This is a genomic window from Sulfitobacter sp. SK012, assembly GCF_003352085.1.
In the GTDB taxonomy this organism is placed as follows: Bacteria; Pseudomonadota; Alphaproteobacteria; order Rhodobacterales; family Rhodobacteraceae; genus Sulfitobacter.
The window spans coordinates 1,047,883-1,070,340 of the sequence record NZ_CP025804.1 but is presented as its reverse complement, the minus strand read 5'-3'; the positions used below and the strand labels follow the sequence as shown (position 1 = coordinate 1,070,340).

Below are 22,458 nucleotides of genomic sequence, written 5' to 3'. Positions count from 1 at the left end.
GTTTTTCATTTTTTCTTTAAGCTTTCTGCGATCAACTGATGGCAGTAAGCCGACAGAGACATTGACGCTGCGGCGGCTTGCTGTGTTAGTACCGCACGCTCGGCTTTGGTCAGCATTGTCGCTATACGTTCTGAACGACATTCTCCTTCAGGAAAGGGCGGACGTCCCATTTTGGCTGGCATTTGCACCCCTTCCCAAGTGGTCAGTGGCCTTGCTCGAACAGCCGAGACAGAGTTAATATTGCAGGCAAACTACAAGGTATGGGAAATGGACCACATCATAAACTCGCCAAAACCAAACGAAGTTGACGCTCCGTTAGTCATGGAACTGTCCGAGCCAAATGATTTGAACAAGCTCTCTTTGTGGGACATCGACTTCCGTCAGATTGAGCCGGGGCAGATGAAAACCGTGATAAGAGCCCGCTCAGGCAATTCAGTGAACCTGATCGAACTTGGCATCTCCAAGGCTGTGCATCAAAATGGCGTATCCCCTAAGGGGAAAATTTCCTTAGGATTGCCATGTCAGGATTCTCTGTCGACGTGGCAAGGCCAGAACATGGAGACAGCCCAGCTTGTGTCGTTCGGCTCCTCCGATGAATTTGATGGCGTGGGTTTCGGCGAGTTTCGCGGCACAACTATCTCTATCGACGTTCAGGAGGCTGAGCGGTTGGCTGATATGCTTGGGTTTGATATCCCCAGCGCCCTGCGCCGTTCAGTTAGGTATGATGTCGATGAAAAATCAGAGTCGCTTGCGGCTTTAAAGAAGATATCTGGACGTCTCCTCAACAACGCAAGCGTGTCGGTTCTTCACGAAGAAGAAGCCATCATTTCTAATGTACTAATTGCGGCAACATCCTTCGAACAGACAACGGATAAGAGTTCCCCAAAATCGCGTTCTCGGGCTGTCAAAAAAGCGATAGAGATGATGATTTCCTCTGAAGGGGAGAGCTTGGAAGTCAGTCAGATTTGCCATGAGATTGGTGTTTCCTGGCGTACTCTGGACCGAGCGTTTTCAGAGAAATTTGGGATCAGCCCGAAGCAATATTATTTGCGGATGCGTCTCAATTGGGTAAGGACTGACCTTCTCCAAAGAGCGCCTGGTGATAGTATTTCCGACATCATCAACGGGCGGGGCTACTGGCACATGGGTAAATTTGCTCAAGATTACTACAAAATGTTCGACGAGCTACCTTCCCGAACAACCGTAAATCTAGGCTGAGCCATTTTGTTTGATTCAAAATGAGGTCGTACGGCTCAACATGTCAGGCCACCAAGAGCTACGGGGCTTTTTCCCCGTTTTAGACGACGTAAAGTCAAGGCGTAGCGCTTCATCGTCGGCGACCCCCACCCAAATGCTGCGCTGTGCAATGAATGACAGCAATGCGAAAGCTGCACCGCAGCGTCGGGACCAACGCCGAACGGCCGGAATGGGCGGTGCGGCCATAGCGCTGATTGCGCCCAAGGTCGGTTTTGTCCGCTGTGCGGTTGTTCGTGCTCGGCGCAGCGAAAGTCCGGTGTCCGCCCTTAGTACCGAAATGTGCATACCGCAGCATCGGTCACTATGGGCTGAAGTCGCGACACTACATGAACAAGATATTGACGATCCTCAGCGGAGCAATGGCGCACGCATCGCCGAGGTACGTTGATGGCCTTGTCCGGCCACTCATCGAGATGGATGACGTTTTGGCGCATGCCTTGGTGCCGCTCTTGGATGCCCGTGTGGTTCTCTACCAGCACTTTCTGGATCTGGACCGGCGCGTCAAACGCGCGGCAAGCCATGATGAGGTTTGCATGCGGATGATGACGGTCCCAGGCGTTGGCCCGATTGCGTCACTTACCTTCAAAGCGGCTGTCGATGATCCGACGCGCTTCAAACGGTCGCGCACGGTTGGTGCGCATTTTGGCCTGACCCCACGACGTTATCAGTCTGGGGAACACGATAATCCCGGTCGTAAAGGATTGAAAACCTACGTGCGGGTGGTTCGATTTCTCCCCTATGCCTCCCTTAGGCTCAGGATCCAATGACCACCAGTGCGTCGCCTCTTCCTCGGTTTCTTCGCCTTGGAATAATCAGGCAGGGCATCCCACCAACTCCTTTTAGTACAATGTTGGAGGTCGATCTGGGCGCTTCTTTAAGTCCCTCGGGTCGAGGATAGGCGATGGCGAATTGGTCTATAAGGAATAACCAGAAACTCATCCCCATAGACCGTGAAAGTCCAGTCTGACTACTCTACCAAAGAGCTGGAGAGAAATTGGGTCCAACCTCTGGCAGGGTATCTCCTGCCAGCCAGAACTGTTCATACAGGCTCACTGTTGGTCGCACTCATAAATTTATGCTAATATTTTTCATTTTTGCATATTATTGTTGACGTGCGGCGTTGATTCCTGGTAAACGGAACATGCAAACATTAATAATGGAATTCATAATGTCCAAATTTTCAAAACAAGACCTCCAAACCGAACTGGCATCCGTAGTCATCGTGATGTCTCGGCAAATCGAACTTTGGACGGATAGTGACGATGCGGTGTCGGCCTTTCTGGGCAGCCACGATATTGATTCAGCGCTCGAAACTAAGTCGGAGGAAATTGATCTCTGCCGTTATCCGATGGCGACACGAGTACTCGATGCCTACGATTACGCGTTCGCTCCAACAGGTGACCGCATTCCAGACGGAACCGGATTGCACGAGCTGGCCGACATGCTGTCAGGTCTTCCGCGCGAAGACTTCAGCAGCGACGTGCATGCGTTCCCAAATCTCGCAGATGATTCTAAGATTGCTGATGTCTGCGAAGCTGCTTGGGCCCGGGCAGCAATCGATGGGAACGATGAAAGCCCAAGCTCGGACCTGTCTACCCGACAACTGGCGCTTCTTGCGGACATGACTGAAGGCGCCGTCCGCAACGCCATGAACCAAACTGGCGAAGCCGGCCTCACAGCCATTCCGAAGTCTAAGCCGGTGCGTTTCGAGATTGACGAGGCGCGTCGGTGGTTATCGGGTCGGCGTGGGTTTGTGCCCACCCCGACGGGGCCGAAGGATGATCCAATCCTAAACGAACGCCTCCGTGCCTTTGAGCGCATGGAGCAACTGACTGACTTCATCGACCGCCATGCGCACCGTCTTCACGGTGATCTTTCCGGCCTCCTCGCCACGCTTGGCTGGAGCGCTGAAAGGATCACACCCTGGTGCGATGGAACCTTTGCATTCAATCAAGCCGAAGCTCATGCACTTGGTACTGCACTAGGGACAGACACCGCAACCTTCGTCGGCAAGGCCCTGGAACTGGCGCTGCGTCGCGATACACAGAAGGGAGCTGCGAAATGAATCCTCAGAAGTCAACACACCTTGGGCTGACACATCACGCCCGGTCTCGTGCTCAGGAGAGGTCTATACCTACTTTCGTCATAGAACTACTCATGAGCGTTGGGGCCGCCGAGCAAGCTCCTGGAGGGGTTGAGAAACTCTTCTTCGACCGGGGCTGTGAAAACACTTCTGGGCGGCAACAGAGGGGTCCAAATGGTCGAGCGATGGTTCAACACCTGCGCCATAATCGGCAAAGATGGCCGCATCGTCACGCTCTACCGTGAATAGCGTTCGCTAACGCTCCAGACAAAGAAAAAAAGGTTAGATGACCATGATAAATCCTTCCAGTCGTAACGGCTCCTCAGCCGAAGAAATTCTATCAAAACTGCTGAATGCACAGCCTGAGCCGACCAGAAACACACCAAAAGACCAGCGCGGCATCTATGGTCTGGTCGATCACTTCGGAGACCTACGATACATAGGCTCGACAGCTTCGCTTGAAGAAACGTTCTATAAAAGGATCCATCAGCGACACAGGACAGGATCTGAAGATTCCAGCCACTACTTTTCACGCATGTACAATACCGGACGCATGTGGCGGTTGCGGAATGACCCGTCGACGAAAACCGATGGAGATATCTCGAAGAAACTCCGCAATGCGTTCGTCGCCGAATACTGCACGGCCGTGTGGGTTCCGATGCTCGACAGCGATGATATTCCCAGACTGGAGAAAGCAGTAATCGCTATAGCCCCCCAACATGCTACCGCATGGAATAATCGCGGCATGGGTATCTATGACGAACCTGTGGAACTTGTAGACAAGATGCTATCTGCTCTTGGATTCAGCAATGAGGAAGTAGCAGCCATCGACAGGCAAAACACACGTTTCATCGGAATGGAAACAGAACTTGAGACATCCTTTCGCCGGATGAAGCATCCCGTGCAAAAACCCAGCAATGTCCCCCCATTCCCAAAGGGTCCTTTCCGCTTTATTGCGCTAGATGTTGAAACTGCAAACAATGATCGGGGCAGTATTTGTCAGATCGGCGTCGCTTGCGTGAGACCTGACAATTCAATCGAGACTTGGGTGACCTATATCGATCCCCAGACGACAAAATGGGTCTTCAGTTATCTTCACGGCATCGACAATGAGACTGTTGCCGGAGCTGCGTGTTTCGAAGACGTTCTTCCCGTTCTCAAAGAGGCGTTGCAGGACCACGTGGTCTACCAACACTCCGGATTTGACCGGAGCGCCATTGCTGCCGCCTGCCGCAACACAGGACAAGACGCCCCCTCTTGGAACTGGAAAGACAGCGTCCAAGTCGCCCGCAATGCCTGGCCAGAACTTAAAGGCAACGGAGGTCATGGGCTTGGCTCTCTGAAAAAGTTCCTCGGACTCACGTTCGAGCATCATGATGCTGGGGAAGATGCACGGGCAGCGGCCGAGGTGGTTTTGTACGCCGAGGGCAAAGCTCCCCTGCCTCCTGCGGATAAGGTTCTGGATGATGACGACCGTTTTGATGTGATTGAAAACGATGCGGTTACTGAGCTATCCTGCCAAAGCAAAAGCGAGGGAGCAAAAGAGTTCAAAACAAGTGGAAGAATAGTGGGAAGAGCGACCCTCACCCAAGGCAGTATCAAAAATAACTATATCAAACTCACAAGCTTTTTCTCGGCCTTTCCCAGAGATGCAGTCGGCGGTTCAAATGCAGCTCAAACCGCTTCGCGGGCGATCACGGTCGACTGGGGAGGCCACACACCAGAGGTCACAGACCTTGATGGGAAGAAGAAGTTTTTCAGGACGCGAAGTTGGGTTCGGGAGTTTTTTGAGAGAAATGGCGTCGAACCTGGTGACACTGTGACGGTCAAGGAAGTTGGGTCATACCGATACCGCGTGTTCGTAGATCGAGAGCAATTAACAGAGCCATAAAACGGGCCCGCACTTTTTTGATCTCATTGAGGACAGCAAAATGGCAGAACGGCTGAACCCCGCGTTCTGCCATTGCTAGCCGTTTCGTCATGCTCAGCGGGTGTTCTAGGGCTCATGCGAGAATACATTCGGAAAGTTGCAACCGCATCAAACAACTTGAAAACACAGTGAAGTACCGCCTAGTTTGACCATCAGAGGCTTAGTTTATGGGCCAACCAGTCCGTTTGGAGGTAAGTCAAAGAATGCCAATCTATGAATTTGGGCGTCAGGAAATCCATTCACTGGAAAAGACAACATTTAGCAAAATGCAATTTCAGGAACGACGCGACAAGCGACCAGGGATTTAGTGGTGCGAGAACCAATGCTCGTCATTCGGAAAATACAAGACGACCAAAGGCGATCAACATGCGCGCGCCGAGCCGGACGGCTGCCGACCAAATTACAGTGAGATGAGCTGCGGTTGGTTTACGCGCATCTAGAATTCAAGGACTCTGGGGATCCCAAACAAAACCTACACATTCGTTAACATCAGATTAACCGGAGTATGAAAAACGAGGGCCATAACAAAAAAAAAGTATTGCCCAATGAAAATTACAATCGAGCAGCTCCAAAAGAGTATAACTTACTTGGCCCAAGCAATCCAAAATCGCCCGGACGGTGATCTGTACATTCCTATCTTCGAAAGGTTGGAGGAGGAAATCCAGATGCGGCGTTCCACGATCAATACAAGATCAAGGATCGGCATGATTGCATCGCACAGCAGTACCCACAACGAACTACGCAAAACGGCCGCCTGAAGCCTGCGATCCCAATTCCGAACTGCCACTGCATGAATCCTCTCCCAAAATGTGTTCGATTCGACAAAGATTATAAGGTGTTAAAGGCTTCAGTGTGTCCTGCCACGATAGCTCACGAAGTTCTATCGCATGAGTTCATCGATCCCTATACTTGAAAGAACCGCTGCGTTCGCTTCGAGCGTTGCCTTGTTTCAACCGATTTGTCTTAGTCTTTCCCTTACAACGAGGGTAACTCACGCAGCCTAAGAACTTGCCATAGCGCCCACTTCGTTCGACAAGCCAGCCGTTGTCACAACTTGGGCAGCTTGGAAACTCGGCACCACACCCACATGTCTTCAGCCCTGATTTGCCTTGCACCACGGGCATACCGTTGCCGCACCCCGAACAGGCATTCAGTGAAAATCCACACAGGTCGGCGTGTTCGCATTTATACCATGTGCGGCCATCTTTGGTTGGAACCGCTATGAGGTGACCGCCACATTCCCCGCAGGTATGGTTGGCTTGATCTTGTTCAACATCACCGACGACCCCGTATTCAGGATCGTCCAACAACTCCGTTACAAATGCCGATTGCTTCGACGCCGCGCTCATCAATGTCACCGAATGACGTGCACGGGTGAGTGCGACATACATCACACGGCGTTCTTCGGCGTTCTCGAATGGTTCGGCTTCGGGTGATACCAAACTTAACAGAGGGTCGTCCACGATTTCGGACGGGAACCCTGTGCGTCCTCGGTAGAGGTTCACAAGGATCACATGATCCGCCTCTTGTCCCTTGGACGAGTGGATCGTCTTGAAAGCTATGTTGAGTCGAGGAAATGCCCGTCGCAACTGGGCAAGATCGGTCGGTTCGTTATACCTGTTACGCCCCAACAGAAGCACCGATGTTATCTTGCCTTCAGGTGTCGCGATGTCTTGCAACGTCCGCAACATCTGCCTGAGCTTTTCATCTGCGTTGTCACGCAATGTCGAAATGACCCGCAACGCTGGGACTTCGGTTGTGCCTGCTGGAATAACGGTTTTATTCAACTGTGCTGGGTTCTGAAGAACGAACTTCTTGGCCGCAAATGCAATCTGATCCACAGATCGAAAGGTTCGGCCTAGGTCAACAACGCGGTGCACCCCAAACCGACCATCGAAGACGCCGCCAAACTCGCCGCCGAAATCCCGCATCATATTGATGTCGGACCCTGCAAACCGATAGATTGACTGCCAGTCATCACCAACCGCAAACACCCTTCCGTCGGAATGTTGCGCCTTCAGTGCCTTCACCAACCGCCCACGGTTGCGGGAAATGTCCTGAAACTCATCGACCAATATGTGCTTGAACGGACTGCGATACGTTCCATTTTCAACATAACCAGAGGCTCTCAGGATCATGTCTTCGAAATCGATCCGACCACCTAACCGTTTTTGATATTCCGCATAGAATGGTTCGAAAATTGACAAGAACGAACTGGCTCGCTTGCCCTGTTTCATCTTTCCAGCTTTGTCCGCGCACTCTGCCAGTTGGTAGCCGCCACCTTTGTAGTGCTTCAGAAACGTACCGATTAGCTGCACAAAGCTGTCAGCCTGCTTCATCTCAATCACAATATCGAACAGAGTTTCAGGTGATCGGGGCATAACTGGTTCGAACGGCGCGATCTTTTCTGCCAAAGCCTCCAGCAGCCGATCTTCTTCACGATCATAGCTAAAGGTCTCAATGAGTTGGGTGTTGTGCTTGGCGTGAACGCCACGCTTCCATTCCATCCCCTCCAGATATTCCTCACGGTTCACAAACAGGGCAGTGGTTAGGTGATATGTCCCACCTGCGGTTTTCGTCCGTCGCACCCCAAAATGTTCAATGTAGACGCCGCTCTTCGTGAGGCGGAAATCGGGGCAGTAATCACGATAGCCCCCCTCTGAAACTTTGTGTTCGTAATCAGGCTCGTATTCGTATTCGATCCCATTTTCGAACAGCCAGTTGGCGATCATCAACTCTTCATAGCTTTTGACCTGTTCGCCCTGAAGCGTCCGAAGGTCCAGCTTTTCAACATAGGTGTAATAGTTATGCTTTTGCTTGAAATCCCACTCACTCTTGCCTTCAAGACGGGCGTAGGAAAACCAGCCGATGATTGACTTTGATACCTCAGCCACACCGTGAACCAGCGCCCGAAGGATGTCTTTGATAAGCGCAAGGAAGGCTTTGTCATCGGTGGCATGTGAGGCAAGAGCAGGTTTGCTGCCTTCGACAGACCCAATGATGTCGTAGGCCAGTGAGTGGAACGTGCGGGCTTCGAGTGGCTCACCACACCGTTCCTCAATGCGTTCTGACATCTCCGTTGCGGCTTCTCTTGCAAATGCCAGCAATAGGATTTCTTCTGGTTGTCTGATGCCAGACTTAATCAGGTAGCCCGCCTTAGCGGTGATTACACTGGTCTTGCCCGACCCTGCGCCAGCCAAAACCAGTGTGGCATCTTCATCGGCGATGATCGATGTGCGCTGTTCGGGGGTCAGCGGATTACTTTCAAAGGTATCAAAGAAGGTTTGCCATTTGGGCAGTTGTTGATGTTCAAACTTTTTGATGGCGTCGCCGCGCATCGGGCCTGCGTTTCGCAAGAACCCTTGGATGGTCTGTATTTGACTGAAAATCTGTTCGCCGACCGCCTCCTCAGACAGTTTGGAAAGGAGTTGCTTATCAAGAACCCGTGCCTGTTCGAGGGTCGGTGACAGAATACATGCCGATGGGTATCGCGTCGGCTGCGATAGCTCGGCTATGACACGCAGAACATCGTGAATGGCCAAACGTTCAGCATCGAACTTCGCAGTGTTGTAGGCGGTCCAACCCGCCTTTACGCTGTCGCTGAAGGATCGGGCATCTTTGTGATTGGCACCCCGAAGCAAGAATTGAGTACCCTCATCCACTGTGATTTTCAACGTGCTTCCGAAAGACCCTTTGGCAACCAACGGAGGTGCTGAAAGGTTGGCCACTTGGATGTTTTGCTGACGCCTCGCATTGATGCTTAATACATCGTTCTCGTAATCAATGCTGCGGGCGTGGGTGCCCAATGGGTTCAACAGAAAACCTATCAATGACTTCGCTTCAATGCGCTTCAATCTCAAATCTCGTTTCTTATCATTCACTAGACTTCGAACATGCCGTGAAGCTTGATCAGGATCGTCCCTATTCCTTTAGACGCCCAGCGACCCGCAGTGCATTTTGCTCGACCAGCCCAGCCACATTCTCAACCATGCCCCGCTCTGCACCGTGTTTTGCATTGACAACCTCAACGGCGTCCACACGCTTTGCCACCATTGCATCGACCAGTTCCTGAACCCGCAGCCTAATACCTCGTGGGCTGTAGCCTGCTGCATCAGCGATCCGTTCCCAATGCCGCCGTGCCATATCGGCGGGCTTTCGTTTGCGACCCGCCAGTTTTTGGGCGTGGTATTGGTTCACATGGTCCCAGTGCAACACGGTCGAGACATCATAGAGCGGTGCCATCTGTGGCCCGCCGTTGAGTATCATCGAATAGTTCTTGGCATGTGCATCAGTGTTGGCGACAAGGATGTTAAAGATCACCTGATCCTGCAATGTCAGGGCATCCTGAGCGGGCAGATGTTTCGCGGTTTTGAGTAGCTGGTTGAGGTTCAAACCTGCCACCGTGCCCTGCTCATATTTCTGACTGGGGAAAATGCCATTGGCCTGTGCGAAATCCTCTTGGTGAAGGCGTCGTAGTGACCCGTCCTTACGTGTTATCCGATCATACCGTGCAACTGCCAGTGCGGTCCTGTCTCCAACATCTACGATGCTCACATCTGCAACCGCCATTCCAATAAGCTTCGCCAATGTCAGGCAGTAGGCTTCGTTCTCGACGATGCCAGGAAGGTTCGGATTGTCGGGCTTGATGATGATGGTCGATGGTGCACCTGACATCGGGATCGCAAGCTGATCACCCTTCTCTGGCAACCCCAACTTAGCTGCACCTGCGGCGTCCAACACTGCCAGTGCAGTCTTCTTCTGCCCACCAGCAAGAGACAGCCTGACGCCATCCTCACCTGCGAGGAAGGGACGCTGGCCTAAGTCTTTGAAGTGCGCTGTCAGGGCGTCCTGTGGGTCCTCGGTGCCATAGTAGTTGGTGATGGGCCGATACGACCAAGCAGCCCTGTCGCTGGGTTCACCGATTGAAATGGCACCTGCGGTGTCTCCGCCGATCTCCTTGAGGATGGCGAGTGCATCGGTCGATGACAGACCCAATGCCCTTGAGAGGGTCAGCAACTGCTGTTCTTCAGGAAGAAGGTTCGCGAGCCATGGCGTAATGACATGATCTGGGTATGGGTGTTCCGCCAAAGGCATCGTCACTGAGAGCGGGAAGCTGGCCTTCGTGGCCAGCCATCGTTTGTCATAAACGAACGACAGCTTGCCATCGTTGTGGGCATCAATCTGTCCGACATTGAACGCCTCATAATACACGGCCACCTGATCAATGATGGCCATTAGTCATCATCCAAATCGTAGCCACTTATGGCGCTATGACTATCGGTGCCCGCTTCGCGTTCTTGAGGGGTCAAAAGGTCAGCCAGATCGATGCGTAGTGCATCGGCCAGCGCAACAAGCGTTGACAGCTTTACGTCCCGTGTTCCTCGTTCGATGTGTGATAATGTTGATGCCGTGGACCCAGACAAGCGTGACAGTTCGGTAAGGCTCAGCCCCACTTCCTTGCGCCTTGTGCGCAATCGGTCGCCGATTTTAATTGCCCACTTTGTCAGGTTTGTTTCAAGGTTCATATTTCACCACAATTTATCATTGAGGATAATATACCGTGTGACTTAGGCGCTGTCACTAAATTTTATCATTGAGGATAAAGTTACCACCATTGAGTTCCAAAATATTGAATTTTATCCTTAGGGATAACGCACAGAAAGCTGTGCTGGTGTTAAAAGCCGAATTGGTATCGATCAAAAGCTACGCCCAAGACACGGATCACGGGCAACATCACAAGTTGCTAAACCTGAACTACGTTGCGGGCGGCTATAGCTTGCTGAACTTCGGCATAGAGATCAACTTCCTGCTCTTCCGCATCGATCTCGGCCACCAAAGAGAACCTCGTCAAGCACCGTGCTGGATCAACCTTGCGGCTTTCTTTCCACCACCCCCCGACTGGGTAGACTGCCATGACGCCCCGCTGAGCCAAGTCACTGGCTGGGATCGTCAGCGTATCAATGTGCAGAGAACCGACACTACGGCGGTTATAGCCAAACTGCCATTCACCGCTACCTGGCCCATTATCATCCACCAATTCATCGGTGGCCGTTCGCCCAACACGGCGAGTGAATTGATCTATGTCTTCGTCCGCACCTTTGAGGGCAAAACGCAAACCATGCGAACCATAACGGTTTTTACGCCCTCTTGCGACTTCTGATGGGTTAGGTTCAATAAACGTGCTTAATGCGACCCTTAGGGTAACAGGCGCATCGCCCAACCCACGCAATACGGTCCTTGGCCATGGAAGATCGAACAACCGCATTTCGTTAAGTTTGCGCCCTGATCCCTTGTTTTCGTAGGGTCGAATGGTGTCTTGTGCGATCAACGTCACCGCACTGGTTGCACTGTTCACCGCACGTTCAAGGTCAGGTCGTCCGAACCCATATCGCTGGAACAAGATGTCCAAAGCGCCTTTGCGTTGTCGCATGACTGCTGGAATGTGAGACCACATTTGATCAGTCCAACGTGCTGATGCGACGTAGAGAGCGCGTATCGTCTCAGGCCAAAGATCAGGATAATGGCAAGGACCACGCAAGGATCAGAGAAGCCAACTCCATGTGTCTGGCATCGGTTTTCCGGTCTTTTGTCGACATTGCCCAAGAGATGATGCGATCGATCTGGCTGAACTCTTCTCTGGACGCCCGGTTGATCCAGCGGGTCCAGTGACTGTCCCGCTCGGCCATCTCAAAGCTCTGGAGGTGCGTGTTTAGAAACTTCGCATTGTAAGGGTGATCAATTGTAATGGATACTTCGAGCAGCAAGCCTTGAGGGTCGACGGAGTATTCGTCAGATCATCATGCAAACCTGCAACGAAATGGGCGTGCACATCGTCAAAGGCGTGTTGGCGCGCGATCATGTCCACATGTTCTTATCGATCCCGCCAAAACAGTCGCTGTCAGATGTCATGCAGCGCATCAAGGGCCGGTCTTCGCGACGCATCCAGATGGACTTTCCCGAGTTGCGAAAGCGCTACTGGGGCAGACGGTTTTGGGCCCGTGGGTATTTTTCGACCACGTCCGGAAATGTGACAGACGACATTATCAATCAGTATCTGGAATTACATTCCTCTAAATGATGCTACCGGCCTCAGCCGGTAGTTCTTCACTTACGACGTAGTCAGCCAGCCACTGCCAGTAAGCGTCGGCATTGGTGAAGCCCTGAGCAGGCGTATTGACTTCGAGCACTACGATGATGAATTAGACCGAATGCTCTTACCATCACTGGCGCTGCGCAGGCTGCGGCAGGAACTGAAAATATTTCAGCGGAAGTGTTTCCAGCAGGCATCGTAGCCTTGAGCGTAATACGGCTCGAACCGGCTGTCGTACATGTCTGAATGGCGCTCATAAGCCATGCTCATACTTGCCTGTGCGTCGCTAGTACCATCAAAGCATCCATCGTCGTAATACGCGCGCTCATTCGAACCGGGGGTTGGAGCGCTTCCGTGGTCAGGTTTTTTTTGCGCATCCGCGGCAGCATTCCCGTAACCGATCTTATAGCCTTCGACGTAACACTTGCCCCGGTCGCGGCTGCGGTTGAGATGGGGGCGGTGTCTCTCGGCTTGCCTTTTGATGCCATTTGCGCCGTCTGCGCGCCCGTCAGTAACACCGGTTTCGTAGGCATGCTGAAAATCTATTCCACAGTTGCTTGCAAGCGCTGGAAGGCCTGCGAAACACCCCAAACCGATAATGGCTCCGAACAAAATTTTGCGCATTAGTTAACTCCTTAATCTCATTGCATTAGCGTCCCATTCAAGGGCTCCTTGGCAGCAAAAAATGCCACCAACTTCCGTTGTGGTCAAGTCATTCGGATCAAATGGGACGCCGGCTGCGCGCTGTGCCGATGTGAGTGCACGTAAAAAGGATGGCCTCCGTTCGCGCGGCCTGCTGACTAAGGCCCGCAGGCCGACTTTTCCATGCAGATTCGCAAGCCCTCCAACGTACATTATCGTCTGCGACGCTGAAAGAAGAACCGTCGCGAGTTGCGTACGTAACAGTCGTCAAGCAACTGAAGTAACAGTTGAGGAACAAGACCGCAGTTGAAGAAATCGACTTCCATTGCAAGTGCGCCCATGTCCGGTTCGGCGAACCATCTAACAAACGGTCGTTTTGAGGGGGTATAACTCCTGCCGATTGCCGCAACCCAAGATGCGCTGAATATGTCAGACAAGTTAAGTATTATAATAGCCTCCGAACTAGGATAGTGGGTATTCGGTTGCGTCTGAGCACAATAAGAAAATTACAGGAGCCATCCGATGATTTCACAGTTAGTTGTTCATATCGGCGACCCCAAGGCAGGCTCGACAGCCCTGCAGAACGTGCTTTCACGTGGTGGCTGGCAGTCAGACGTTAGCTTGATTTATCTTAGTGACTTTAACAATTCTAATTTGGTTCGCGCAATCAAAGACCCTCTTGCTAAGAAGCAAGAGAACATTCTTTTTGGGCAGATAGCAGTTAAGATGAGCAAAAGTGACGCAATGGCAGGTGTGCTTTCTGCTGAGGGTTTTTCCACCGTCCAACCTGAACGTCTTATGGCGGCGTTGACCCGACATATGCCAAGCCTTGTCGGCAACATGCGTATTATTCTCTACTTACGTCCGCACTTAGAGCGGCTGACCGCCAGCTTTGCCGAAAACATCAAGCGCGGGGTAGGCGGATCAGATGTGGAGCAATTCCATGTCCAAACATTGAAATCAGGCGATTTCTTATACTTTCCTCGCGTTGCTGCTTGGCGTGCAGTGTTTGGCGAACGCCTGATCGTGCGCCCGATGGTAAGAAGCGAGTTAGTTCAGGGGGACATAGTCGCCGATTTCCTTTCCTTGGCGCTCGACGGTGCGCCGTTCGAGGTCACTGAGCGCGGCGGATCGAATGCATCTCTGTCCCTGGAGGATTTGGCTATGTTGCGTTTTGCACACGGCATAATTCAAGCTCGCGCTACAACTTCTACCGACCGCGCTCATCAGGCATTGGGCTGGCGGATAGCTACCATTTTATCTGATTTGCCGAGCACGCAGAGCACAAAATTCGCGTTGCCGCGTACTCTGGCAGAAGATGCGGCCGTTGCCTACACTGAAGACGCTAAAATGCTAGATAATCAGCTATTCAAACGTGAGATAATGCTACCCGCATTGCTACATGGAATTGAGGCCGCGCCCCTTAAGCCCCAGTCGCTTTACGCTGTCGACCACTTCACACCTGAGACACTTCGATTGATTAAGGCTTGGGCGGCTGTCATTGTGCCTGTGCTACAAGATGATCCTTTAGCGGCCAAAAGAATGTTTTGGTCTGATCTCATTGCGCCCAGATACTTAACTTCTTCAACTCAAACTGTATTTAGAGAACGTGCGAGACGCCTGATTGGGCGGCTAATGCGCTAGCCTGATTTCTCCAAAAAATTGGGACCGACTGGATGTCGGTGGGTTTACTCCAGAGAGTAGGTACTAAAAACAATTAAGCCGTATTTCGAACAGCCACCATCTCATCAAGATAAGCAGTGAGATCAGTTGAAAGTTCTGCTCCATCCATCGCCAAGCCGACTCCGAGGGATACTGTATCCGTTGCTTTCGTGAAGGAATAGCTTTCTTGTGGTACTAGATAGCGCACGACTTCCGGGTCAAGCTCTCGATGTAATAAATCGACAAATGGTTCTGTATGCTGATCTGAGCCACTCTCGGAAAGCGCGTCCAGCAAGCGCTGAGCCGTGTCTCGGCCTAACATAAACCTCGATACCTTAGCCTCTTCGTCCGCATTCGGCTGTAAAGTTGCACCATTAAAACCATCTGTCCGCCAACCGTCGAAAGCAGTGTGTAAGGAATATTCAGTTGGCATGTGAATAAATTGTGGATCGATTAGCAGTAAGTGCGAGGCTGACAAATTTTTTACGAAAAACTCAATCGCGTCAATAAATGCGCCATTCGGTCCCGTTCCCGCATGTAGACTTGGAAGGTGACGCCCGCTTGCTCATGGCCAACAATGCACTTTGCCTTCTCAGGTGGGGCCTCTGCTTGGATCAATCGTGTGATCATCGTGTGTCGAAAGCTGTGGAAGACATGGCGAGGTGTTTTGATGCCCAGCTTTGGTGTGAAACTCTCGTTAAACCAGCGGCCAAGGTTACGACCATATCCATTTGACTTTGTGTACCTATAGTCGGGGAAGAGTTGGCTCCCGCTTTGCCTCGACCTGAAGAACGCAAGAAACCCAGCGTCCAACAACGCACTGTGGACTGGTACCTTTCGCTTGCTGGCCTTGTTCTTAACCTCCTTCTGGTTTTCACCCTCATCAGAGATGTCGAAGTACCAGATACCATCCTCTTCCTTAATGTCATCGATCAGCAGCTGGGCGACTTCGTTAAGTCTTGCACCAGTGAACATCCCAATAAGAGTTCCCCACTTGTGACTGTCACTTTTTACGAGGCCAGATGGATTCTCTGTTAGTTCTTTGAACATCAAGTTCATTGCATCTGGAGTGAACGGCAGTCGCTCTTCTTTGGTTGCCTTGGCGCGGCCTACCTTCATCCCTTCAAACAACTTTTCATTGATGTAGCCGTTCTTCTTCGCCCACCCGAAAAATGCGGCAAATGCTTGCAAGTACCAGTTTAGCGTCTCAACACTGATCTTGTTAAGGCCATCAACCTTTGTGGCATCTCGTAGGCTCAAGTCTCGTGTCGCAGGCAGTGTCTTACGACGCGATGGTAACTCCATCATCAACTTCTTGGCCTCTTGTGCGTCCTTTTGAGAGATCGACGCCAATACCCTGTCCGCGCCGAAAATCTCGATCAAGTGATCCAAAGCTCGGCCGTTCTTTTCGGCGGTCTTCCCTCTCCAAGTCTTCGCCCTCTCTTGCTCAGCAAGGTAGTCTTGAAACGCATCGCCAAGCGTGGTGCTGTTGTTGACCGCTGAAGCATGGCCAGTTGTCTGCACCTCAGAACCAAATTGGTAACTATCCAACGCTTTGACGTGCGCAAGAACAGCCCTAAGATGGTCACGGTCTGCCTTTCGCATCTCTCGCAATAAGAATGCTTCGTTGTCGGCCCATTGGTCGTCAGTGAGGTCCGCAGAGTTCCGAAACCCAACAACGTTGATCATCTGATCTGATAGTTCCGTATCCCCGTCTACACCTTCGTCATGGATATCAATCCCGTTCTGAAAGGCTGTGATTTGCATAGGGGTTAGGCCGCGTTCATTTACACGATCAACATTCTTCTCCAACACTGATTGGAAAAACTTGCGGACCATCTCCCGCATCTCATGTTGTCGAAGTCCTGCCAACGCTCCGCTTTCCCTCAGCTTTTCACCCGATACTGTGAGTTGTCTAGCTAAACGTCCAGCGTGTTCTGGGCAGCGGGTTCGCAAAGACACCCTTAATGTGATTCGCTTTGATTGATCATCCGAAATTGGCAACGGCCATCTAAAGTAAAAAATGCCGTGGCGAGAGGGGCTTAAGTAAGCGTCAAACTTCATGGCCTTGTGTTCCACCTATGTGGCGCACCGGACGGTATCAACTTGTAAGCTATTGATTTTAAAGTAAATGGCGGAGACGAAGGGATTCGAACCCTCGAGACCCTTCCGGGCCTACTCCCTTAGCAGGGGAGCGCCTTCGACCACTCGGCCACATCTCCGCTGACCGTCCTACTTACTGAAACCTATGTTTACAAGTTGTATTTCTAAGTTTTTGATGGTGTTGGTAACATAAAGAGATAGCATCCAAATGTGTTGAACGATGCGGGAGCATTCAGCCAGATTCGCACAAAATTTACACAGCTCATCCCCTTTTTGCTTAGCTGTTTTCGGAGCAACTGAGGAACCTTCCTGATTAGTACATCTAACGTGTTTCGGGTTCGAGCAAGCTGCGATTGCGTGGGCTACAATGCCTAAAGTTATTACCTTCCTGAGCTGCCATCGCTGGATCGCGGCTTTAGCGCTTCCAGCTTCTGCCGCCTTTTGCCTGTAAGCTACTCCATGGTGTGAGAAGGACCGTTGGGAGAAAATTTTCACCAAGAAAGAAAACAAGCTGAGCGAATTCAAATTCAGAGTAAACAGACACCTGACCATTTTGGCCCGCTCCCCTCAGGCCTCCGTTGCAAAAAGGCACTCCCTTTCAGCGGAATTACCTTCAAAAACCTAACGAAAGCAACTCAATCTGCCGGTCAGCGGAGTTTTCAATATTCAGATCCTAGGGTCCGGAACTTTAAAACGCACTTAAAGCAGCCATTCACAGAGGTAGCGGCCAATGACTGCGCGGCGGGACTTTCCAGACCTTCCAGCCAATCGGTTGAGCCGGCAATTTTGGCCCATAGCCAACTTTGACAACCATTGCTCGCGAGCGGTTCGATCACCGTACACCAGTAAAGACGCTATTCTGGAACTTCCCACCCAGAATCTCTTAACCGCCTAATAACATCATCTGCATTCTTCTTGTCCTCGAAGAGCCCCTGAAGCGCTAGATCCACACGAAAATCTGGCCACGTCTCCATCAACTCAGAGGCGGAGTTGCGCGCTCCTTGCATGTCACCAAGTGCGTGTTTGGCTGCGGCTTGATACGCCAATCTTGGAGGGCCAATCGGACCGCCAAGTTCGCCGATTTCCTGAAACGATTTCAGCGTTTTTTGGTACTCTCCGAGGTGAAAACTGGCGACAGCATAGATATTTCGGCTATCGGATCGGTGACTATTATCATCGTTTGATCCAGATGGGTCAGACACTTTTTGGGCTTCGGCGAAATTACCCGTGGAAAACGCAATAAGACCGTGAAGGTCCAATATGTACCAGTCATCCGGATCTAATGCATAGGCGCGTCTGGACAGTTCTAGCGCGCGATCAAAGTCGCCTTTGGCAAAGGCGACCCAGGCGGATGATACTTGGGTCCATGCTTGTGTTGGATTCAGACTGGTGGCCTTTTTGACCTCTTCCGATGCCTGTTCCAGGTAGAGGTCTTTTTTTGATTGGTCTTGAGACAGAATTGCCATCGTACCCAAAGACTGTGCCGCGCCAGCGTGACCCCCAAAATATTCAGGGTCCAAGCGAATGGCCTCTTCGAACATACCAAAAGCGAGTTTCTGACGCTGGATGTCGAAAAGTGGGAAAATCATCTCTCTCCCCTGCTCCGCCAAGTTTACCGCTTGAAGGCTGGTAGGAGATTTCTCCATAAGGGCCTGCCGTTCAAATTTCTTTAGATCGGCAGTGTCGTCCGCAACGAACCAGTTTGCGCTCCCCCAAGCATATAGTCCTAAAAGGATAAGTGCGCCGCAAACCACAGCAAGCGCCACTCTGATCCGCTGTGGCTCAGGCGGCAAAGCCTCATCTTCCAAGCTGGAAGTGAGAACTGAATTCAGCTCAAAGCGGGGGGCATAGCCTCCGCTGTCAATGTGAATTCTGATCGCGTCGTCCTGACCTTCCGCCTCGTAATAGTCTCCTAAGCGTCTGCGAAGCCTTCGTGCATCGACACGCACGACGTTTTCGGGATCGCCGTCAGACGAGACGCTTCGACCGTAGACGTCCAGCGCGATTGTTTTTCCTTTAATGCCTGCGGACCGTCCTTCGGCCGCTTCCACCACGACATAACGAAGGAACTCTTGCAGCCTTTCCGCGCCGGAAAAAACCTGACTGGATGCGATCTTGTCTAGAAGGAGCTCCGTCTCGGTTTGAGTTATTGTCAAATCTGGTGTTTAAGGGTTTCTGGTCATGCGGCGATCTGGCTGTTTTCAGTGGCTTCAATTCCGTCTTTGAATGCGACGCCGGTGATGACTTTGGCGAGGTAGTCAAAGCCGCGTAGTTTCCTCCAGTTTTGCTCGGCGCATTGCCCCAGCTTGAACATCATGTGCAGCATGCCGTCGCGTGAGAGGCAGCCCTTTGATCGTTTGGTGCGATGACGGATCGTGGCAAAGGCGGATTCAATTGGATTACTGGTGCGGATGCTTTGCCAGTGTTGTGCTGGAAAGTCGAAGAATGCCATGAGTTCCTCGCGGTCCTTTTGCAGGCACAGCGTCGCCTTGGGGTATTTGGGTTCGTAGGTTTTGATGAACAAATCTAAGGCCTTGCCCGCATCATCTTTGGTCTCAGCCTGCCAGATGTTGTGGATCGCAGCTTTGGCCTTTGGCTGAGACAGCTTGGGCAAACAGTTGAGCACATTCATAGTTTTGTGTTGCCAACAGCGTTGATGACGGGTCTCAGGATAGACTTCATCTATGGCGGCCCAGAACCCCATGGCACCATCTCCAATAGCAAGTTTCGGGGCGTTCATTCCCCGGCTTTTGAGGCTGAGGAGAGCCTCGCGCCAGCTCTGCGTGGACTCGCGCACCCCGTCCTCAATAGCCAAGAACCGCTTCTTGCCACGGGCTGTTACCCCCACAATCACAAGGGCGCAGAGCTTGTCATCCTCGCCCCGAAGGCCGCTGTGGACACCGTCAGCCCAGATGTAGACCAAGGGCTCATCGTCCAACGCTGCCTTTCTCCACTCGCCGTATTCGTTGGCCCAATCGCGCTTGAGCCGTGAGACCGTATTTGCCGACAATCCCGCCGCATCAGGGCCCAGAAGAACCTTGAGAGCCGAGCCCATTTCACCGCTGGAGATGCCCTTCAGATACAGCCATGGCAAGGCCGCTTCCAACGTTTTGGTTCTGCGCACGTACGGTGGCACCAGGGCCGAATGGAATGTCACGGGCTGGCCGTTTTTTGAGCGAACCTTGGGAATGCGCACGTTCACGGGGCCGATGCCCGTTTGGAACGGGCGCTCGGGATGATGCCCATTGCGCACAACAGTCGCATGACCGGCCTCAGTGCGCGCGGTGGTAAACTGAGACAGATAGCTTTCAAGCTCAGCTTCAACGGCTGTTGCGATCAATTGCTGCGCTCCTGTTCTCAATAAATCCGTCAGCGCGTCCGTGATCCCGTCTCGACGCGAAAAATCAACAATGTTAGTCGTTTCCATGGTGGTGTATCTCCTTCGGTTGGGCTGCTGTCTCGCAACAACAAATCAACCAGATACGCCGCCAACCTTCAAATCCCCCAAACACCAGATTCAGTCATAGCTCTCTCGGTTTCGGAGATGTTGGGAGGTATCAAATCACCTGCTTTTTTTTGCACTAGTTGGTTCTCAATTTCTGACCCGCCCTACCGGCGACAGCCCAGTCTAACAAGTAATACGAAGCCCTGTCACTGCGGAGTCACCGTGTAACACGTATCTTTCATGCAGATTTCGGCATCATGATCCCACCAACATTAGCATTCGCCGGGTTCACAATGCCACCGACCAACCACCTCAAAAAAGCCTTCCCTAGAGATTGGGCTGAAATTCAAAAAACGCGGAAAACCGACAGGCCTCTAGACGAAATCTGCACAGATTTTGAAACCTTATCTTTTGATTTGGAGAAGGCCGCAAATGAACCGGGCACAATGTCCAAGGAGCTAAAGGCCGATGTCCTCAAAAGCATCTCGGCCCTGATTAACGAAATCTCACACTGCCAAAGCTTGGAAAAAAAATGATCAACAAAATGAAGTTCCTGCCAATTCTGTTTGCGCTTGCGAGCGCAAGCCATGCACAGGAAACCCGCCCAAACGTGTTGCTGATTGTGGCAGATGACATGGGCTTCTCCGACATCGGACCTTTTGGGGGTGAAATCTCGACGCCCGCCCTCGATGCACTTGCCAAAGAAGGACTTCGGCTCACTAATTTCCATGCACTGGCCAGCTGTTCTCCGTCCCGTTCGGTTCTTTTGTCTGGGATGGACAACCACCGCGCCGGTCTGGGTACAATGAGTGAAATGATGTCTCCAGAGACTAAACGTCTTCCTGGATACGAGGGCTATTTGAACCATCGAGTGGCGGCTTTGCCTGAAGTACTTCAAGCCAATGGCTACAAAACCTACATGGTTGGCAAATGGCATCTTGGAGAGGAAGAAAAAGAGCTGCCCGATGCACGGGGCTTTGACGACACATTTGTGCTCATTGAAGGTGGTGGGAGCCATTGGGCAGACGAAAAATGGGTCACTCCTACTGTACCAATGAACTACAGCCGAAATGGGGACGAAGTTGAATCGTTGCCTGACGATTTCTACTCAACCAAGAACTATACCGATGAATTGATCGCGTGGCTCGAGCGCGACCAAGAAAATGATCAACCATTCTTCGCCTACCTTTCGTACACCGCTCCGCATGACCCGTTGCATGCCCCTGATGACTACATCGCCAAATACAATGACGTTTATGACGGAGGCTGGGATGTCTTGCGTGAGACGCGACTACAAAAGCTGAAAGAGCTCGGCATTGTGGACGAAAACGCTGAACCATTTCCACGCTTGTCCAATGTTGCTGCATGGACCGAGATGTCAGCCGAAGATCAAGCGCTGGCAGCCCGCGATATGGAAGTTTACGCCGCCATGGTCGACTACATGGATGAGCAGATCAAACGCGTTTTTGATGAACTCAAGGAATCTGGAAAATACGAGAACACGATTATTTTGTTCATGTCTGACAACGGTGCAAATGGATCGTCTTTAGAGGACTATCCCGGGCAAACGCTTGAATACATAGAGACGTTTGACAACAGCCTCGAAAACCGCGGATTGCAAAATTCACTCATCGACATGGGCCCCGGTTGGGCGCAGGCAAGCATGACGCCCAGCCGCATGTTTAAAGGCTTCACTGCCGAAGGCGGCATTCGCTCACCTCTGTTGGTGAAAATGCCGGGCAAAATGCCAACCGCCGATGGCATCAACGGGTCGTTCCTGCACATTCGGGACATCATGCCGACAATTCTCGAAGCGACGGGTATCGAGCAACCAAAAGACCAGTTCCAAGGCCGTTCCGTACAACCCATCCAGGGAACTTCAGTGCTGCCTTTGCTCATGGGGCAAGAGCCAGAAACGAGTGCGAAGAACAGCGACGTTGGTTACGAACTGTTCGGCATGAAAGCTTACTTCGACGGCGATTGGAAAGCGCTCTGGATGCCAGCACCGTTTGGGACGGCTGAATGGGAATTGTATAACCTGCAAAACGACCCAGCTGAGCTGAACGATCTGAGCAAAGAGCACCCCCAAAAGCTCGAGGAACTTGTGGCCCGCTGGGAGCAGTACAGCATCGAGAACGGTGTCGTCGACCTATCCTCCAATAATAGTGAGTAATTGGCTTTGCGTCCATTTGGCCAATCCAATGGCCCAAGTGGACGCCCAGGACGCGGGTATTTGCCGGATAGGA

General features: G+C 51.8%; 17 protein-coding genes, 1 tRNA gene and 1 pseudogene. 8 read left to right on the top strand and 11 right to left on the bottom strand.

From position 1 onward, the window contains the following. Nucleotides 1-267: 267 nt before the first annotated feature. The 4 genes from C1J03_RS05410 (at nucleotide 268) to C1J03_RS05390 (ending at nucleotide 5,231) form a co-directional block, all read left to right on the top strand. Entirely contained in the window at nucleotides 268-1,218 is a 951-nt protein-coding gene (locus tag C1J03_RS05410; RefSeq protein ID WP_162798454.1) for a helix-turn-helix domain-containing protein, read from the top strand. A 365-nt stretch (nucleotides 1,219-1,583) separates the two neighbouring features. Next, a complete protein-coding gene (locus tag C1J03_RS26180; RefSeq protein WP_441351127.1) occupies nucleotides 1,584-2,024 on the top strand; it encodes a transposase in 441 nt (146 codons plus the stop codon). Nucleotides 2,025-2,425: 401 nt separating this feature from the next. Next, nucleotides 2,426-3,322 (top strand): hypothetical protein, encoded by an 897-nt coding sequence (locus tag C1J03_RS05395; RefSeq protein WP_114884430.1) that lies wholly within the window; start codon nucleotides 2,426-2,428, stop codon nucleotides 3,320-3,322. A 304-nt stretch (nucleotides 3,323-3,626) separates the two neighbouring features. Beyond that, entirely contained in the window at nucleotides 3,627-5,231 is a 1,605-nt protein-coding gene (locus tag C1J03_RS05390; protein WP_254694183.1) for a 3'-5' exonuclease, read from the top strand. A gap of 622 nt (nucleotides 5,232-5,853) precedes the next feature. Here the strand turns inward: C1J03_RS05390 and C1J03_RS25240 are convergent. The 5 genes from C1J03_RS25240 to C1J03_RS05365 all read right to left on the bottom strand — a co-directional run bounded on the left by C1J03_RS25240 (nucleotide 5,854) and on the right by C1J03_RS05365 (nucleotide 11,700). Further along, nucleotides 5,854-6,057: a hypothetical protein gene (locus tag C1J03_RS25240; RefSeq protein ID WP_162798452.1), complete on the bottom strand. Its 204-nt coding sequence runs from the start codon at nucleotides 6,055-6,057 to the stop codon at nucleotides 5,854-5,856. A 106-nt stretch (nucleotides 6,058-6,163) separates the two neighbouring features. Further along, entirely contained in the window at nucleotides 6,164-9,124 is a 2,961-nt protein-coding gene (locus tag C1J03_RS05380; RefSeq protein ID WP_254694182.1) for a UvrD-helicase domain-containing protein, read from the bottom strand. Between the two features lie 67 nt (nucleotides 9,125-9,191). Further along, entirely contained in the window at nucleotides 9,192-10,505 is a 1,314-nt protein-coding gene (locus C1J03_RS05375) for a type II toxin-antitoxin system HipA family toxin (RefSeq protein ID WP_254694181.1), read from the bottom strand. Then, the gene (locus C1J03_RS05370; protein WP_114884425.1) at nucleotides 10,505-10,795 is read right to left on the bottom strand and encodes a helix-turn-helix domain-containing protein; all 291 of its coding nucleotides are present in this window, start codon (nucleotides 10,793-10,795) and stop codon (nucleotides 10,505-10,507) included. The genes C1J03_RS05375 and C1J03_RS05370 overlap by 1 nt, the downstream gene beginning before the upstream one ends. A 218-nt stretch (nucleotides 10,796-11,013) precedes the next feature. Next, on the bottom strand, nucleotides 11,014-11,700 hold the full coding sequence (locus C1J03_RS05365) for a hypothetical protein (RefSeq protein ID WP_162798451.1): 687 nt from the start codon (nucleotides 11,698-11,700) through the stop codon (nucleotides 11,014-11,016). A 339-nt stretch (nucleotides 11,701-12,039) separates the two neighbouring features. Here C1J03_RS05365 and tnpA point away from each other — a divergent pair. After that, nucleotides 12,040-12,370: pseudogene (gene tnpA / locus C1J03_RS05355) on the top strand (IS200/IS605 family transposase); the annotation flags it as partial. A gap of 161 nt (nucleotides 12,371-12,531) precedes the next feature. Here tnpA and C1J03_RS05350 read toward each other — a convergent pair. Next, entirely contained in the window at nucleotides 12,532-12,984 is a 453-nt protein-coding gene (locus tag C1J03_RS05350) for a hypothetical protein (protein WP_114884418.1), read from the bottom strand. A 540-nt stretch (nucleotides 12,985-13,524) separates the two neighbouring features. Between C1J03_RS05350 and C1J03_RS05345 the strand changes: the two genes are divergently transcribed. Continuing rightward, nucleotides 13,525-14,646, top strand: a complete 1,122-nt coding sequence (locus tag C1J03_RS05345) for a hypothetical protein (RefSeq protein WP_114884416.1) — start codon at nucleotides 13,525-13,527, stop codon at nucleotides 14,644-14,646. A 73-nt stretch (nucleotides 14,647-14,719) separates the two neighbouring features. Here C1J03_RS05345 and C1J03_RS05340 read toward each other — a convergent pair whose 3' ends face one another. The 5 genes from C1J03_RS05340 to C1J03_RS05315 form a co-directional block, all read right to left on the bottom strand. Beyond that, a complete protein-coding gene (locus C1J03_RS05340; RefSeq protein ID WP_162798450.1) occupies nucleotides 14,720-15,097 on the bottom strand; it encodes a hypothetical protein in 378 nt (125 codons plus the stop codon). A gap of 50 nt (nucleotides 15,098-15,147) precedes the next feature. Beyond that, entirely contained in the window at nucleotides 15,148-16,536 is a 1,389-nt protein-coding gene (locus C1J03_RS05335) for a site-specific integrase (RefSeq protein WP_162798449.1), read from the bottom strand. A 260-nt stretch (nucleotides 16,537-16,796) separates the two neighbouring features. Further along, nucleotides 16,797-16,886: transfer RNA gene (locus C1J03_RS05330), tRNA-Ser, on the bottom strand. Between the two features lie 735 nt (nucleotides 16,887-17,621). Further along, nucleotides 17,622-18,923: a tetratricopeptide repeat protein gene (locus C1J03_RS05320; protein ID WP_114884408.1), complete on the bottom strand. Its 1,302-nt coding sequence runs from the start codon at nucleotides 18,921-18,923 to the stop codon at nucleotides 17,622-17,624. 23 nt (nucleotides 18,924-18,946) lie between these two features. Beyond that, a complete protein-coding gene (locus C1J03_RS05315; protein ID WP_114883178.1) occupies nucleotides 18,947-20,194 on the bottom strand; it encodes an IS256 family transposase in 1,248 nt (415 codons plus the stop codon). A gap of 275 nt (nucleotides 20,195-20,469) precedes the next feature. On the opposite strand from C1J03_RS05315, the gene C1J03_RS05310 reads away from it, so the two are divergent. Then, nucleotides 20,470-20,748, top strand: a complete 279-nt coding sequence (locus tag C1J03_RS05310; protein ID WP_114884406.1) for a hypothetical protein — start codon at nucleotides 20,470-20,472, stop codon at nucleotides 20,746-20,748. Beyond that, a complete protein-coding gene (locus C1J03_RS05305; protein ID WP_114884404.1) occupies nucleotides 20,745-22,385 on the top strand; it encodes an arylsulfatase in 1,641 nt (546 codons plus the stop codon). Before C1J03_RS05310 ends, C1J03_RS05305 begins: the two co-directional genes overlap by 4 nt. Nucleotides 22,386-22,458 lie beyond the last annotated feature (73 nt).

Bases quoted from the DNA above. Each gene is read 5' to 3' on its own strand.
- C1J03_RS05410 (WP_162798454.1), top strand. From the start codon at position 268: ATGGACCACATCATAAACTCGCCAAAACCAAACGAAGTTGACGCTCCG.
- C1J03_RS05340 (WP_162798450.1), bottom strand. From the start codon at position 15,097: ATGCCAACTGAATATTCCTTACACACTGCTTTCGACGGTTGGCGGACA.
- C1J03_RS05350 (WP_114884418.1), bottom strand. From the start codon at position 12,984: ATGCGCAAAATTTTGTTCGGAGCCATTATCGGTTTGGGGTGTTTCGCA.
- C1J03_RS26180 (WP_441351127.1), top strand. From the start codon at position 1,584: ATGAACAAGATATTGACGATCCTCAGCGGAGCAATGGCGCACGCATCG.
- C1J03_RS05365 (WP_162798451.1), bottom strand. From the start codon at position 11,700: ATGCGACAACGCAAAGGCGCTTTGGACATCTTGTTCCAGCGATATGGG.
- C1J03_RS05395 (WP_114884430.1), top strand. From the start codon at position 2,426: ATGTCCAAATTTTCAAAACAAGACCTCCAAACCGAACTGGCATCCGTA.
- C1J03_RS05310 (WP_114884406.1), top strand. From the start codon at position 20,470: ATGATCCCACCAACATTAGCATTCGCCGGGTTCACAATGCCACCGACC.
- C1J03_RS05315 (WP_114883178.1), bottom strand. From the start codon at position 20,194: ATGGAAACGACTAACATTGTTGATTTTTCGCGTCGAGACGGGATCACG.
- C1J03_RS05375 (WP_254694181.1), bottom strand. From the start codon at position 10,505: ATGGCCATCATTGATCAGGTGGCCGTGTATTATGAGGCGTTCAATGTC.
- C1J03_RS05345 (WP_114884416.1), top strand. From the start codon at position 13,525: ATGATTTCACAGTTAGTTGTTCATATCGGCGACCCCAAGGCAGGCTCG.
- C1J03_RS05390 (WP_254694183.1), top strand. From the start codon at position 3,627: ATGACCATGATAAATCCTTCCAGTCGTAACGGCTCCTCAGCCGAAGAA.
- C1J03_RS05305 (WP_114884404.1), top strand. From the start codon at position 20,745: ATGATCAACAAAATGAAGTTCCTGCCAATTCTGTTTGCGCTTGCGAGC.
- C1J03_RS05370 (WP_114884425.1), bottom strand. From the start codon at position 10,795: ATGAACCTTGAAACAAACCTGACAAAGTGGGCAATTAAAATCGGCGAC.